Source organism: Mesoflavibacter sp. CH_XMU1422-2 (assembly GCF_037029245.1).
Classification (GTDB): domain Bacteria; phylum Bacteroidota; class Bacteroidia; order Flavobacteriales; family Flavobacteriaceae; genus Mesoflavibacter; species Mesoflavibacter zeaxanthinifaciens.
In genome coordinates this window covers 285,478-299,764 of record NZ_JAYMEE010000062.1, presented here as the reverse complement: position 1 = coordinate 299,764, position 14,287 = coordinate 285,478, and the positions used below count along the sequence as shown (strand labels likewise).

Genomic DNA, 14,287 nt, shown 5'->3' with positions numbered 1-14,287 from the left:
TGACTACACTAACCTCTTAATTATCAAATTATTAGGTATGAAAAAAGTTATTATCGATTACAAAAAATTAACACCTGAAGTATTACAATTACTTACAGAAAAATTTCCTGATGGTTATGGAGATGATGATATTATCAAATTTGATGATCATCACAACCACAGTATTGAAGCTATTGAAGTAAAAACAAAAGATGCTATTTATCTTGTAAAAGTTAGTAGTAAACTACACTACACTATGACAAATTTTGATAGCAATTTAGATTTTACAACTAATAGCGACGGACATGTTGTGATGGATTTTAATAAAGACACAACACTAAGTAATGATATCGTTTTAATTGATGAGGAAGAATAAAAAAAAACGCTTCAAATAATAATACCTGAAGCGTTTTTAATATTTTAAAAATGTAAAAAGCTTAAAGCTCATTAAAAATACTGTGCATTAAACGCTTTTTATCATTAATACTTTCTTCCATAGATATCATTGTTTCTGTTCTATAAACACCTTCAATATCATCTAGCATAAAGATTACATCTTTTGCGTGTTCTGTATTTTTTGCTCTAATTTTACAGAATACATTAAATTTTCCTGTAGTAATATGTGCAACAGTAACAAAAGGTATTTCGTTTATACGCTCTAAAACAAAAGTAGTTTGCGACGTGTTTTGTAAAAAAACTCCTACGTAAGCAATAAAAGAATATCCTAATTTTTTATAATCTAAAGTTAAAGAAGACCCTTTAATAATACCTGCATCTTCCATCTTTTTTACTCGTACATGAACTGTACCAGCAGAGATTAATAATTTTTTAGCGATATCTGTAAAAGGAACTCTTGTGTTATCGATTAACATGTCAAGAATTTGATGATCAATTTCGTCTAATTTAAACTTTGCCATTTTATTGAATTAATAGATTTTAGGCAAAAATAGTACAAAATCTTTGATTATTCTGTATTTTAAACAAAGATTTTTAGTGTTTTAATGATTTTTTCACATTATTCACAAAAACGAAATCGTTTTCGTAACCTTCATATAACTGTTCCTTATTTACTGTCCTTACCTCTAAATTATTGGCTTCAATCCATTTATGAGCAAAAAAAGAATCATTTTTAAAAATTTTCTCAACTTTAGGAATAAAATTCAGTTTATTATCAATCAATTTTTCTTGAAATTGAATAGCCACATCTTTAATTTCTCGGTCTATTAATGCGTCTTTTATAATAACATCATAAAATAACTTTTGATTTTCTGGTATATCAAAATAAGCCTTATAATTGTCACCTTTCACATCTTCCTTAGTTATACTTAATAACCCTGCTATTATAGCTTGATATGTAAATCGTCTTACTTCTTCCCTATTATAGTCATCTTTGTAATGTCCAGCTTCATATAAAATTGTTGGAGTTTGTTTCATTTGAAAGCTATCACCAACACAATTAGCATTAAAACCGTCATCATAACGACCAATTTGATTAGGTAACTCGGTTTGCATAAAACTATTAATCGAGGCTATAACCTGCATAGCTATAGCTCTTGTGCTATTAATATCTCTTTCTTTGTTTACTGCTGGAGATAAAAAAGACAATGTTGCAACATTATTTGTTTTACCCGCACTAAATATGGTACGTTGCCCATGCAAATTAAAACAAAAGTCAGGTTTAAAAGCATTATAACAATCTAACAATACTTTACTTTCTGGTTGTGATAAATCCTGAGCGTCTCTGTTTAAATCTACATTATTAGCATTTAGTCTAGTATAAGCTTTAGCCCCATCAGGATTAAGCATCGGTATTATTTTAATAGTACAGCACTTTAATATATCATCAAAATAATTGTTTTTAAAGCTGTTTAATAAGTCAAAAATTGCTTTGGTGGTTGTAGACTCGTTACCGTGCATTTGCGACCACATTAGTATTTTTTTTGGTCCATTACCAATAGTTATAGAGTAGATCTTTTGATCTAATACAGAACGTCCAATAATTTCAGTTATAAAATTTGAAGGTAATTTATCTATTAAAGGAGCTATGTCATTTAATGAAATATAACGCCCAAATAAAGTGTGTTCTTTATCTTGTTTATATCTAGTGTTTAAGTCTGTAATTGTCATATTAAATTTTATACGTTACAAATGTAAACAATCTAAATTTTACAAATGTAAACAGCATAATTCACAATTGTAATTTACGTTTGTAAACATCTGTAATCAGTATTAAAGGGCTTTTTAATTAAGAAAGTAGATGAAAGCTTAATTAAACAATAAGCACATGTTAATAATTGTTTATCAGTTAATTATGTTGTTTATTTAAAGTTCAAGTTTAAATGTTTGCGCTGTAAATAAGCAGTAATATTTACATAATTAACTATTTTTTTACAATTGTAACATTGAAATTTGAACTGCTTTGTTTACATTTGTATCACTATGATAAACAATACAGAATTTGCTAAAAGACTTCAAAAAGTCATAGATTATTACGGTGAAAGCGGCTCTTCTTTTGCTGAAAAAATCGGTGTGCAACGCTCAAGTATTTCGCACATACTATCTGGTAGAAATAAGCCAAGTTTAGAATTTGTTTTAAAAGTCCTATCCTCTTATCCTGAAGTAGAATTGTATTGGTTGTTAAATGGCAAAGGAAATTTTCCTGCTGAAAAAAATTCAACAGAAATTAAATCTGAAATTCCTACTCGACCAGAATCACAAAATTTATTTTCTAAAGTTGAAGAGAAAACTCAAGAAACAAATTCGACTTCAATTTCACGAATTGAACAAAATTCAAAAAAAGAAATTGATCGTATTGTGATTTTTTATAAGGATGGTAGTTTTCAAAATTTTGAGAATTCGTAACTAAGTCCATAAAATTTTCAAATACGAAAGTTATAAGTAGGTGAAAAATTATACGATTTTAATAAGCTAGTTTTGTAATTTTGTAGTAAATATTTTTTTATGAAACATTTTATCCTTTTGCTTTTAACATTAAGTCTATTTAGTTGTTATCAGGTTGAAAGAAATTGTAAAGATTTTAAAACAGGTAAATTTACTAGCGAAGTAACCATTAATGATAAACTGTATAAGTCTACATTTTTTAGAAATGATACGCTACAAGTAGAAACTTACGAAGGTAAAACCGATAGTTCTTCTTTACGATGGATTAATAATTGCGAAGTTATTTTTAAAACTATAAATCCAAAGAGTATGGCAGAGCAAAAAGATATTCATTTAAAGATATTAACCACAACAGATTCTACTTATACCTTTGAATATTCTTATGTTGGCGAATCTAAAAAACAAAAAGGTATAGCTTATAAACAACAATAAACATGATAGAGTTTTTAACCTCTAGTGATGCCATTTTTGCATTACTAACGCTTACATTTTTAGAGATAATTTTAGGAATAGACAATATTGTGTTTATCTCTATCGCTGCAAATAAACTTCCTGAAGAACAACGTGGTAAAGTCACAAATATTGGACTTTTACTAGCAATGGTACAACGTATTATTTTGTTGTTTTTTGTGTCTTTTTTAGTTGGTTTATCTAAGCCTTTTTATACTTTAGATTTAAATTGGATGCATTTAGAATTAAGCTGGCAAGCCATAATTTTATTTGTTGGAGGATTATTTTTAATATACAAAAGTACTTCTGAAATAAGAGAAAAAGTCTCTGATCCAAAACATGATGAAGATGAAGTTAAAGGCAAAGCTATTAAATCTTTACAACAAGCTATTATACAAATATTAATTATAGATTTTATTTTCTCTATAGATTCTATTTTAACAGCTGTTGGTATGACTAATGGTTTATCAGATAATCACAACTACAATTTAATTTTAATGATAATTGCGGTTGTTATTTCAATAATTATAATGATTGGTTTTGCTAATAAAATTAGACGCTTTATAGACAAAAACCCAAGTATACAAATACTTGGGCTGTCTTTTTTAATCCTAATTGGATTTATGCTAATTACAGAAGCTGGTCATTTATCTCACACAACTTTCTTTGATAAAAAAGTTGGTGCAATACCTAAAGGATATCTATATTTTGCTATTGCATTTTCTTTATTTGTCGAATTTTTAAATCAGAAAATAAGCAAAAAACCTACTAAAAAAGTGTAGGTTGACCGGAATCATCAAGATTACTTCCTTCTTCTAAGTCTTCTGACGGTTTTGAAGAAACATCTTCTTCGTCTATTACATCAATGGTATCTGCAGGAACGTCTTCTGGCGCTTCATATGGTAAAGGATCTAAAAGACTTATTTGGTTAACCTTATCTTTAGTTAATTGATTACCAAGAGCATTTATACCTTTAATTGCTATAAATTCTTCTAAATTAACTTGAAGATTTTCCTTTCTATCTTTACCTCTTTCTTTAGTAAATTCTACTTCCGCCATAGGTTTCCAATCGGTAGACACAATTTCTAATTGTGATTTTGGATGTTCTGATATAAATAAATCTTCTTTGCTTTCGTTTTCAATTAAAAAACGTTTTACGTAGTAACGTTCTTTATCACCATCATAATAAATTGCTGAAATTGGCTTTTTAGGTATCCATTTTTCTAACACAATCATATCGTCATCAAAATGCGTTGTTACCTCTGGAATTATGGTTTTTGCGTAACCACGTTGATTGACAACTAACAATCGATCTTCACCTCTAAATTCGCCTAACAATTCACCTCTTCCGTCTACATTTAAACGCTGAACAGTATCGTCAAACCATATTTTTCGAGGCTTTAGCGTAGATACACCTTTTTCTTTTAACTCTATTTTTTTGATGGCATATTTGGTAACTACATTACCTTTACTTGCACGACCTTTTATTAAAATGTCTGCAAAATCTATATCCCATTTTAGCTTTTTGATACTTCCTACTTGACGTAAGAATACGGTGATAACTTCTGCTTCACCATTTGGGTTTGCAGAAAAATACCAAACTTTACTTGCTTTATTTCCGTTAGTTAAGTCGTATTCTCTATCTCTTGTTATTGAAGTTACCGCAAAACGTTTGATATACGAAGGTCCTTTGCTTCCATCGCGATAAATCATATTGTAAATAGTACGCTTGTCCTTCTTTTTAAAGACTGCAACGTGAATAATATTTTTACCGATAAAGGTTTTACTATCTACTTTAGTGACCATCATTTTACCTTCGGCTGTAAATACAATAATATCGTCTATATCACTACAATCGCAAACATACTCGTCTCTTCTTAACGATGTTCCAATAAAACCTTCTTCTCTATTTACGTAAAGTTTTGTATTTCTAATCACCACTTTTGTAGCATCTACATCTTCAAAAGCGCGTAGTTCTGTTTTACGTTCTTTACCTTCGCTATACGTGTCTTTTAAGCGTTTAAAATAAGCAATTGCGTAATCTATTAGGTTAGCTAAATGATGTTTAACTTCAGCAATTTGATCTTCTAAAGCATCAATTTTTTGTTGCGCTTTATCGATATCGAATTTAGAAATTCGTTTAATTCTAATTTCGGTTAAACGTACAATATCTTCTTCTGTAATGGCACGTTTTAAATGTTTTATATGTGGTTGAAGTCCTTTGTCTATTGCTTGGATAACACCTTCCCAAGTTTCTTCCTCTTCAATATCACGATAGATACGGTTTTCTATAAAAATACGTTCTAACGATGCAAAATGCCACTGCTCTTCAAACTCGTTAAGTTTGATTTCTAATTCTTGTTTTAATAACTGAACTGTGTTGTCTGTACTACGACGTAACATTTCAGAAACACCTATAAATAACGGTTTGTTATCTTCAATCACACAGCCTAATGGCGAAATAGAGATTTCGCAATTTGTAAAAGCGTAAAGTGCATCTATAGTTTTATCTGGCGAAATTCCTGACGGTAAATGCACCAAGATTTCTACTTCTGCAGCAGTATTATCTTCTATTTTTTTGATTTTGATTTTACCTTTGTCGTTCGCTTTTAAGATAGAATCTATTAACGACGATGTTGTTGTACCAAAAGGCACTTCGGTAATTACCAATGTGTTTTTATCGTATTGCGAAATTTTTGCACGCACACGAACTTTTCCGCCACGCATACCATCGTTATAATCGCCACAATCTGCAATACCTGCAGTTGGAAAATCTGGTAAAATTGTAAAACGCTTACCTTGAAGATGCTTGACAGACGCATCGATAAGCTCTATAAAATTATGTGGTAATATTTTTGTTGATAATCCTACTGCAATACCTTCTCCGCCTTGTGCTAACAATAACGGAAACATTACTGGTAAATTAATTGGCTCCTTACGTCTACCATCGTAAGACGCTTGCCATTCAGTAATTTTTGGATTATAAACGACGTCTAAAGCAAATTTAGAAAGACGTGCTTCGATATAACGTGATGCTGCTGCGCTATCTCCGGTAAGGATATTTCCCCAGTTACCTTGTGTATCAATTAATAGGTCTTTTTGACCAATTTGTACCATAGCGTCTGCAATACTGGCGTCACCATGCGGATGATATTGCATGGTATGACCAACAATATTAGCTACTTTATTGTAACGACCATCATCTAAGTCTTTCATAGAATGCATGATACGACGTTGCACTGGTTTAAAACCATCTTCTATTGCTGGTACCGCACGTTCTAAAATAACATAAGACGCATAATCTAAAAACCATTCTTTATACATACCAGTAATCCTGGTAATGGTTTCGTTAGCGTCTTGGTTTTGGTCGTTTGTTAAGTCTTCGTTTTCTTCTTCTGCCATATTGTTATTCCTTTTTAAAGGAAATTATTTATTTAGACTTAAATATAAGTTTTAATTATTCGATAGTTAAATAATATTCTACATCTATCAATTCAAAAGTATTTGATATGCCTGTTGAATGCGGCTCTTCAACATCATATGTAATAACACAACTTGAATTTGCATCAATTGATGTACAAGAATTTATGCCATAATTAGTTGAAAATTGGATATTATCTGAATTAATAGTTATTCTTTGTATACCTTCTACTGGTTGGTCGCTAAGGTTATTTAATTGAATTTCAAATTGTAATCTAGACGTATTATTACCTGTGTCTTGTGTGTATTCAAACTGAATTACATTATAGCTAAAGTCTTCTAATTTTTGAGGTTCTATTTGTTCTGCATCAGTTGGCTCTGGAAAATCACAAGGCACTTCTTGTTCTGTGTTATAGCTGTAAGATGCTCCGTCAAGAATATAAAACTGAGTTATGGTTATTGTTTTTGTACAACTTTGAGTCTCATTAGTTATGTTATCATCATTAGAAGAACAATTAAAACATAAGAATAAAACAAATAATAAATTTAATATAGCTTTATATTTCATCCTACTTCTCTTCTATTAAATCCATTTCAACCTTTAAGTTATCTATAATAAACTCTTGTCGCGATGGTGTGTTTTTACCCATGTAAAAAGACAATAATTCTTCTATAGACATATTATCGTCAAGCATTACAGGATCAAGTCTTATATCGTCACCTATGAAATGTTTAAATTCGTCTGGACTAATTTCACCTAAACCTTTAAATCGTGTAATTTCTGGTTTTGGCTTTAGTTTTTCTATAGCGTTACGACGTTCTTCTTCACTGTAACAATAAATAGTTTCTTTTTTGTTTCTTACCCTAAATAATGGTGTTTGTAAGATGTAAAGATGTCCGTTTTTAATAACTTCTGGAAAAAACTGTAAGAAAAAAGTAATTAACAACAGTCTAATATGCATACCATCTACATCGGCATCGGTTGCAATTACGATGTTATTGTAACGTAAATCTTCTAAAGATTCTTCTATATTTAAAGCTGCTTGAAGTAGATTAAACTCTTCGTTTTCGTAAACTATTTTTTTGGTTAAACCGTAACTGTTTAACGGCTTTCCTTTTAAACTAAAAACCGCTTGCGTATTAACATCTCTAGATTTTGTGATACTTCCCGAAGCCGAATCTCCCTCAGTTATAAACAATGTAGTTTCTAGATTTCTTTCGTTTTTTGTATCACCAAAATGCACACGACAATCTCTTAATTTTTTATTATGAAGACTTGCCTTTTTAGCACGATCTTTAGCTAATTTTCTAATACCAGAAAGCTCTTTACGTTCACGTTCGGCTTGTAATATTTTACGTTGAAGCTTTTCGGCTGTTTCTGTATTTTTATGTAGAAAGTTATCTAAGTACGTTTTGATAAAATCGTTAACATAAGTTCTAACGGTTGGTAAGTCTCCACCCATATCTGTAGAACCTAATTTTGTTTTAGTCTGACTTTCAAAAACTGGTTCCATTACCTTTATGGCAATTGCAGAAACAATAGACTTTCTAACATCTGAAGCATCGTAATTTTTACCATAAAAATCTCTGATAGTTTTTACAATAGCTTCTCTAAAAGCATTTAAATGCGTTCCTCCTTGCGTTGTGTTTTGTCCGTTTACAAAACTGTTGTAATCTTCGCTATATTGTGTTTTACTGTGCGTTATTGCTACTTCAATATCGTCACCACGTAAGTGTATTATTGGATAAAGTTGATCGTCTTCTTTTATTTTTTCTGAAAGAAGATCTTTTAATCCATTTTCACTAAAGTATTTTTCGCCATTAAAAACTATGGTTAAACCTGGATTTAAGTACACATAGTTTTTAAGCATTTTTGCTACATACTCATGACGAAACTTGTAATTTTTAAAGATAGTTTCGTCAGGAATAAATGAGACTTTTGTTCCTTTTCGTCTTGACGTTTCTTCTAAAAACTCTTGATCTACAAGGTTTCCTTGCTCAAAATCTGCAGATGCACTTTTACCATCACGTGATGATTCTACTCTAAAATATGTTGATAAAGCGTTAACTGCTTTTGTACCAACACCGTTAAGTCCAACCGATTTTTTAAAGGCTTTAGAATCGTATTTACCACCGGTATTCATTTTAGACACGACGTCTACAACTTTTCCTAATGGAATACCACGACCATAATCGCGAACGATTACTTTATTACCTTGTATGGAAATCTCAATGGTTTTTCCTGCGCCCATAACAAACTCGTCTATCGAGTTGTCTAATACTTCTTTAAGCAGAATGTATATACCGTCGTCTGGCGAAGATCCATCACCAAGTTTACCAATATACATACCAGGTCGCATACGGATGTGTTCTTTCCAGTCTAACGAGCGTATATTGTCTTCGGTATAATTTGTTTGTTCTGACATAAATTTAGGTGCAAAATGTGAGATATGTTGCTAATATAATACAACCCAGTAAAAAATGAAATAGTAGACTATGAAATTAATTAACAATATATTTTGATAAGTTGGAATATAATTTTTCTGACACGAATTTCACGAATTTTCAATCATTCGCTTGTGTTTTCATTTTAACTCAGTCACTTCTAAACAAAAAAACGAGATGAATTTTCATCTCGTTTTTAATGTCTTAAATCTTAATATCTAATTGTGAAGCAATCTAAAATGTTAATTACACATTAAATCTAAAATGCATCACATCTCCATCTTTTACGATGTATTCTTTACCTTCAACACGCATTTTACCAGCTTCTTTTACTTTAGCTTCGCTACCAAACTCAACATAATCATTATAAGCAATAACTTCTGCTCTAATAAATCCTTTTTCAAAATCGGTATGAATTACTCCTGCTGCTTGTGGTGCAGTTGCACCTACATTTACAGTCCAAGCTCTTACTTCTTTAACTCCTGCAGTAAAGTAGGTTTGTTGGTTTAATAATTTATAAGCAGAACGGATTAATTTTGCAGATCCAGGTTCGTCTAATCCTATATCTTGTAGAAACATTTGGCGCTCTTCGTAATCATCTAATTCATTGATATCTGCTTCTGTGCCTACTGCTAATACTAAAACTTCAGCATTTTCATTTTTTACGTTTTCACGAACTTTTTCGACATATTCATTACCAGAAACAGCACTACCTTCGTCTACATTACACACATACATTACTGGCTTTTCTGTAATAAATTGTAATGGTTTTACGTAAGCTTTATGGTCTTCTTCAGAAAAATCTAAAGCTCTAATCGATGTTCCTGCCTCTAAAGCTTCCTTAATTTTTAATAAAACAGCTTCTTCTTTTTGAGCTTCTTTATCGCCTGTTTTTGCAGCTCTTTTTACTTTGTCAAGCTTTTTTTCTACTGTTTCTAAGTCTTTTAATTGCAGCTCTATATCTATAGTTTCTTTATCTCTTATTGGATCAACACTACCATCTACATGAACAATATTATCGTTATCAAAACAGCGTAACACGTGTAAAATTGCATCTGTTTCTCTAATATTTGCTAAAAATTGATTACCTAAACCTTCTCCTTTACTAGCTCCTTTTACTAATCCAGCGATATCAACAATTTCTACTGTTGCTGGTAAAACACGTTCTGGTTTTACTAAACTTTCTAACTTTTCCAACCTTGGATCTGGTACATTTACCACACCAATATTAGGCTCTATCGTACAAAACGGAAAGTTTGCACTTTGCGCTTTTGCATTAGACAAACAATTAAATAAAGTCGATTTTCCTACGTTTGGTAAGCCTACAATTCCTGCTTTCATTGTTATATTTTATTTTTAACGAGTGCAAATGTACACATTAATCCAATAAAAAATCCCAAGTGTTAACTTGAGATTTTAATTTTTTAGATAAATATTATGTTATCCATCAGGATGCATAAATTTTTGTTTACCAAGTAAGGTTTCTTCACTTTCTACATGATCATCATCAGGTACACAACAGTCTACAGGACAAACTGCAGCACATTGCGGCTCTTCATGAAATCCTTTACATTCTGTACATTTATCAGGGACAATGTAATAAATCTCATCACTTAAAGGCTCTTGCGCCTCATCTGCATCAACTTCTTTTCCATCAGGTAAAACCAATTTACCTTCTAAACTTGTTCCGTCTTTATATCTCCAATCGTCAGCACCTTCGTAAATTGCAGTGTTTGGGCATTCTGGCTCACAAGCTCCGCAGTTTATACATTCGTCTGTTATAATAATTGCCATAGCGTAATTTCGTTTTTGTTTACTTAACTTTGTACAAAAATAAAGCCAAAAATACGGTTATACAAATTATAATGGGTAACAAATATTACATAACTACAGCTTTCGCCGAATTAGGCCAATTTTTAAGCCAATTTACTACTAAAGGAATTGAAAAAAAAGAAAATGTTCTACATAATGACTTGTTTTTTGATGGATTTAAACATCAAATAAAATTAGCCAAAGAACATAATGGCTGGTTTACTGAAAACAATATTTTATTCGCTTTAGAAGGCTGGGCTAATTTATTGACTGAAAACAATTTAAAGCAATGGTTATTAAGTTATAATTTAAACGAAGTCAAGCCAAAAAAAGTAGCTATTATAATGGCAGGAAATATCCCTTTGGTTGGATTTCACGACTTTTTAAGTGTTTTAATCACTGGACATGATGTGTTGGTAAAGCAATCGTCTAACGATAAACACCTTTTACCTTTTTTAGCTAAATATTTAGAATATGTTTCTCCTGAATTAAAAGGAAAAATAACATTTACCGAAGACAAACTTCAAGATTTTGATGCTGTGATAGCAACAGGTAGCAACAATACTGCTAGATATTTTGAGTATTATTTTAAAAATAAACCATCAATAATTAGGCAAAACAGAAACTCGGTAGCAGTTTTAACTGGTGATGAAACTGAAGATCAACTTAATGCCTTATCAGAAGATATTTTTAGATATTATGGGTTAGGCTGTCGCAACGTTTCAAAACTATTTGTACCAAAAGACTATAATTTTGATAGCTTTTTTAACGCGATGTATAAATGGCATCCTATAATTGAAGAGGCTAAATACACTAATAATTATGATTATAATAAAGCAGTCTATTTAATGAGCGAATTTGACATGCTAGAAAATGGTTTTTTAATGATTAAAGAAGACCAAAGCTACGCATCTCCTATCGCAACTGTTTTTTATGAATACTATGATAGTTTAGAACAACTTCAAAACAAACTAAACATTGATAAAGATTTAATTCAATGTGTTGTGTCTAAAGGGCTAACCGAAAACGATGTAGATTTTGGTATGACCCAAAAACCACAACTTTGGGACTACGCAGATGATATTAATACTATTGAGTTTTTGTTAAAAATATAGTTGATAAATTATCATATTAATAACATTTTTTACAGTATTAATTAGCACCTTTGTAATGCTAAACAAACTATATATACTGTAAATCTTTTACAGTGTATGCATAAAATATTAAAAAATGCAAAGACACAATTTTAGCGCAGGACCATGCGTATTGCCTCAAGAAGTATTACAAAAAGCCTCTCAAGCGGTTTTAGACTATGACAACGGATTATCTTTAATTGAAATTTCTCATAGAAGTAAATCCTTTGTAGATATTATGGAGCAAGCAAGATCTTTGGCTTTAGAATTACTTGGTTTAGAAGGCAAAGGTTATAAAGCTTTATTTTTACAAGGTGGTGCAAGTATGCAATTTTTAATGGTTGCTCAAAATATGTTAGAAAAAAGAGCGGCATATTTAAACACAGGAACTTGGTCTGACAAAGCTATTAAAGAAGCTAAAATCTTTGATGACATTATTGAAGTTGCGTCTTCTAAAAATGCTAATTACAATTATATCCCTAAAGGATACGAAATCCCAGAAGATTACGATTATTTTCACTGTACATCTAACAATACCATTTTTGGAACACAAATAAAAGAGTTTCCAAACTCACCAATACCAATGGTTTGTGATATGAGTTCTGACATATTTTCAAGAACCTTAGATTTTTCAAAATTTGACATTATTTATGCTGGTGCTCAAAAAAATATGGGTCCTGCTGGTACTACTCTAGTTATAGTAAAAGAAGATGTTTTAGGTAAAGTGTCACGCAAAATACCTTCTATGTTAGACTACAAAGTGCATATTGAAAAAAGTTCAATGTTTAATACGCCTCCAGTATTTGCAGTATATACTAGCATGTTAACATTACAATGGTTAAAAGATTTAGGAGGTATTAAAGCAATTGAAGAAGAAAACGAAAAGAAAGCACGTTTAATTTATTCTGAAATAGATTTAAATCCTCTATTTAAAGGATTTGCTGCTAAAGAAGATCGTTCTTACATGAATGCAACTTTTACATTAACAAACGACGATTTAAAAGAAACTTTTGATACTATGTGGAAAGAAGCTGGTATTAACGGACTTAACGGACACAGAAGTGTTGGTGGTTACCGTGCAAGTATGTATAATGCTTTATCACTAGACAGTGTTAAAGTATTAGTTGAAGTTATGAGCGAATTAGAAAGTAAAGCTTAATCATTTTTAAACAGAAAAAGAAAATATAATAATGAAAGTATTAGCAAACGATGGTATATCAAATAGCGGAATCGAAGCTTTAGAAGCTGCTGGATTTGAAGTTAATACCACTACTGTAGCACAAGAACAATTAATAAATTATATTAATAACAATAATATAACTGTACTTTTAGTAAGAAGCGCAACAAAAGTTAGAAAAGACATAATTGACGCTTGTCCAGAACTAAAAATAATAGGTCGTGGTGGCGTTGGTATGGATAATATCGATGTAGACTATGCACGTCAAAAAGGTATCCATGTAATTAATACACCTGCTGCATCTTCACATTCTGTTGCCGAACTAGTTTTTGCTCATCTTTATGGTTTAGCAAGATTTTTACACAATGCCAACAGAGATATGCCTTTAGATGGAGATTCTAAATTTAAAGAGCTTAAAAAAGCATATGCTAAAGGAACCGAATTAAAAGGAAAAACACTAGGTATTATTGGTTTTGGTCGTATTGGACAAGCTACAGCAAAAGTAGCTATTGGTGCAGGAATGAAAGTAATTGCTTTTGATCCATTTATTGAAAAGGCTGATTTAGAATTAGAGTTTTTTGATGGTCAAAAACTAAATTTCGATATTAAAACAGTATCTAAAGAAGAAGTTATCAAAAACTCAGACTTTTTAACACTTCATGTACCGGCACAAAAAGATTACGTGATTGGTAAAGACGAATTTGATAAAATGAAAGAAGGTGTTATTATTGTAAATGCAGCTCGTGGTGGCGTTTTAGACGAAATCGCTCTAGTTAATGCTATTGAAAGCGGAAAAGTAGCAAGAGCAGCACTAGACGTTTTTGAAAAAGAGCCTCAACCAGAAATTCAATTATTAATGAATAGTAGCTTATCTTTAACTCCGCATACTGGTGCAGCAACTAACGAAGCACAAGACAGAATTGGAGTTGAGTTAGCAGACCAGATTAAAAGCTTGCTTTTAAACGATTAA

The 14,287-nt window shown here is 31.0% G+C and carries 14 protein-coding genes; 7 read left to right on the top strand and 7 right to left on the bottom strand.

The genetic code is table 11. From position 1 onward, the window contains the following. Nucleotides 1-37 precede the first annotated feature (37 nt). Nucleotides 38-355, top strand: a complete 318-nt coding sequence (locus WA340_RS10695) for a hypothetical protein (protein WP_336129032.1) — start codon at nucleotides 38-40, stop codon at nucleotides 353-355. Between the two features lie 61 nt (nucleotides 356-416). On the opposite strand, the gene WA340_RS10690 is transcribed toward WA340_RS10695, so the two are convergent. Next, complete coding sequence (locus WA340_RS10690; protein WP_027878957.1) at nucleotides 417-896, bottom strand: Lrp/AsnC family transcriptional regulator; 480 nt, start codon at nucleotides 894-896, stop codon at nucleotides 417-419. Nucleotides 897-969: 73 nt separating this feature from the next. After that, entirely contained in the window at nucleotides 970-2,106 is a 1,137-nt protein-coding gene (locus tag WA340_RS10685) for a M14 family zinc carboxypeptidase (protein ID WP_336129030.1), read from the bottom strand. A gap of 312 nt (nucleotides 2,107-2,418) precedes the next feature. Between WA340_RS10685 and WA340_RS10680 the strand changes: the two genes are divergently transcribed. The 3 genes from WA340_RS10680 (at nucleotide 2,419) to WA340_RS10670 (ending at nucleotide 4,112) form a co-directional block, all read left to right on the top strand. Then, the gene (locus tag WA340_RS10680; protein WP_336129029.1) at nucleotides 2,419-2,841 is read left to right on the top strand and encodes a helix-turn-helix domain-containing protein; all 423 of its coding nucleotides are present in this window, start codon (nucleotides 2,419-2,421) and stop codon (nucleotides 2,839-2,841) included. Between the two features lie 99 nt (nucleotides 2,842-2,940). Next, nucleotides 2,941-3,312 (top strand): hypothetical protein, encoded by a 372-nt coding sequence (locus tag WA340_RS10675; protein ID WP_027878954.1) that lies wholly within the window; start codon nucleotides 2,941-2,943, stop codon nucleotides 3,310-3,312. Between the two features lie 2 nt (nucleotides 3,313-3,314). Next, nucleotides 3,315-4,112 carry a TerC family protein gene (locus tag WA340_RS10670; RefSeq protein WP_304141472.1) on the top strand — a complete coding sequence of 266 codons (798 nt, stop codon included), beginning with the start codon at nucleotides 3,315-3,317 and terminating at the stop codon, nucleotides 4,110-4,112. On the opposite strand, the gene WA340_RS10665 is transcribed toward WA340_RS10670, so the two are convergent. From WA340_RS10665 to WA340_RS10645, 5 genes are all read right to left on the bottom strand, one after another. Next, complete coding sequence (locus tag WA340_RS10665) at nucleotides 4,099-6,732, bottom strand: DNA gyrase/topoisomerase IV subunit A (RefSeq protein ID WP_336129026.1); 2,634 nt, start codon at nucleotides 6,730-6,732, stop codon at nucleotides 4,099-4,101. The two genes, WA340_RS10670 and WA340_RS10665, sit on opposite strands and share 14 nt — an antisense overlap. Before the next feature lie 55 nt (nucleotides 6,733-6,787). Continuing rightward, nucleotides 6,788-7,318, bottom strand: coding sequence for a hypothetical protein (locus WA340_RS10660; RefSeq protein ID WP_336129024.1), 531 nt, complete (start codon nucleotides 7,316-7,318; stop codon nucleotides 6,788-6,790). Nucleotide 7,319: 1 nt separating this feature from the next. Further along, on the bottom strand, nucleotides 7,320-9,176 hold the full coding sequence (locus WA340_RS10655) for a DNA topoisomerase IV subunit B (RefSeq protein ID WP_027878950.1): 1,857 nt from the start codon (nucleotides 9,174-9,176) through the stop codon (nucleotides 7,320-7,322). A 265-nt stretch (nucleotides 9,177-9,441) separates the two neighbouring features. Further along, complete coding sequence (gene ychF, locus WA340_RS10650; protein WP_106677843.1) at nucleotides 9,442-10,536, bottom strand: redox-regulated ATPase YchF; 1,095 nt, start codon at nucleotides 10,534-10,536, stop codon at nucleotides 9,442-9,444. 99 nt (nucleotides 10,537-10,635) lie between these two features. Continuing rightward, nucleotides 10,636-10,989, bottom strand: a complete 354-nt coding sequence (locus WA340_RS10645) for a 4Fe-4S dicluster domain-containing protein (protein WP_106677846.1) — start codon at nucleotides 10,987-10,989, stop codon at nucleotides 10,636-10,638. A gap of 71 nt (nucleotides 10,990-11,060) precedes the next feature. On the opposite strand from WA340_RS10645, the gene WA340_RS10640 reads away from it, so the two are divergent. The 3 genes from WA340_RS10640 (at nucleotide 11,061) to WA340_RS10630 (ending at nucleotide 14,287) form a co-directional block, all read left to right on the top strand. Then, the gene (locus WA340_RS10640) at nucleotides 11,061-12,122 is read left to right on the top strand and encodes an acyl-CoA reductase (protein WP_336069436.1); all 1,062 of its coding nucleotides are present in this window, start codon (nucleotides 11,061-11,063) and stop codon (nucleotides 12,120-12,122) included. 115 nt (nucleotides 12,123-12,237) lie between these two features. Next, nucleotides 12,238-13,299, top strand: coding sequence for a 3-phosphoserine/phosphohydroxythreonine transaminase (gene serC, locus WA340_RS10635; RefSeq protein WP_027878946.1), 1,062 nt, complete (start codon nucleotides 12,238-12,240; stop codon nucleotides 13,297-13,299). 31 nt (nucleotides 13,300-13,330) lie between these two features. Continuing rightward, nucleotides 13,331-14,287, top strand: a complete 957-nt coding sequence (locus WA340_RS10630) for a D-2-hydroxyacid dehydrogenase (RefSeq protein ID WP_336129021.1) — start codon at nucleotides 13,331-13,333, stop codon at nucleotides 14,285-14,287.

Bases quoted from the DNA above. Each gene is read 5' to 3' on its own strand.
- ychF (WP_106677843.1), bottom strand. From the start codon at position 10,536: ATGAAAGCAGGAATTGTAGGCTTACCAAACGTAGGAAAATCGACTTTA.
- WA340_RS10640 (WP_336069436.1), top strand. From the start codon at position 11,061: ATGGGTAACAAATATTACATAACTACAGCTTTCGCCGAATTAGGCCAA.
- WA340_RS10655 (WP_027878950.1), bottom strand. From the start codon at position 9,176: ATGTCAGAACAAACAAATTATACCGAAGACAATATACGCTCGTTAGAC.
- WA340_RS10660 (WP_336129024.1), bottom strand. From the start codon at position 7,318: ATGAAATATAAAGCTATATTAAATTTATTATTTGTTTTATTCTTATGT.
- WA340_RS10680 (WP_336129029.1), top strand. From the start codon at position 2,419: ATGATAAACAATACAGAATTTGCTAAAAGACTTCAAAAAGTCATAGAT.
- WA340_RS10665 (WP_336129026.1), bottom strand. From the start codon at position 6,732: ATGGCAGAAGAAGAAAACGAAGACTTAACAAACGACCAAAACCAAGAC.
- WA340_RS10690 (WP_027878957.1), bottom strand. From the start codon at position 896: ATGGCAAAGTTTAAATTAGACGAAATTGATCATCAAATTCTTGACATG.
- WA340_RS10675 (WP_027878954.1), top strand. From the start codon at position 2,941: ATGAAACATTTTATCCTTTTGCTTTTAACATTAAGTCTATTTAGTTGT.
- WA340_RS10685 (WP_336129030.1), bottom strand. From the start codon at position 2,106: ATGACAATTACAGACTTAAACACTAGATATAAACAAGATAAAGAACAC.
- WA340_RS10670 (WP_304141472.1), top strand. From the start codon at position 3,315: ATGATAGAGTTTTTAACCTCTAGTGATGCCATTTTTGCATTACTAACG.
- WA340_RS10645 (WP_106677846.1), bottom strand. From the start codon at position 10,989: ATGGCAATTATTATAACAGACGAATGTATAAACTGCGGAGCTTGTGAG.
- WA340_RS10695 (WP_336129032.1), top strand. From the start codon at position 38: ATGAAAAAAGTTATTATCGATTACAAAAAATTAACACCTGAAGTATTA.
- serC (WP_027878946.1), top strand. From the start codon at position 12,238: ATGCAAAGACACAATTTTAGCGCAGGACCATGCGTATTGCCTCAAGAA.
- WA340_RS10630 (WP_336129021.1), top strand. From the start codon at position 13,331: ATGAAAGTATTAGCAAACGATGGTATATCAAATAGCGGAATCGAAGCT.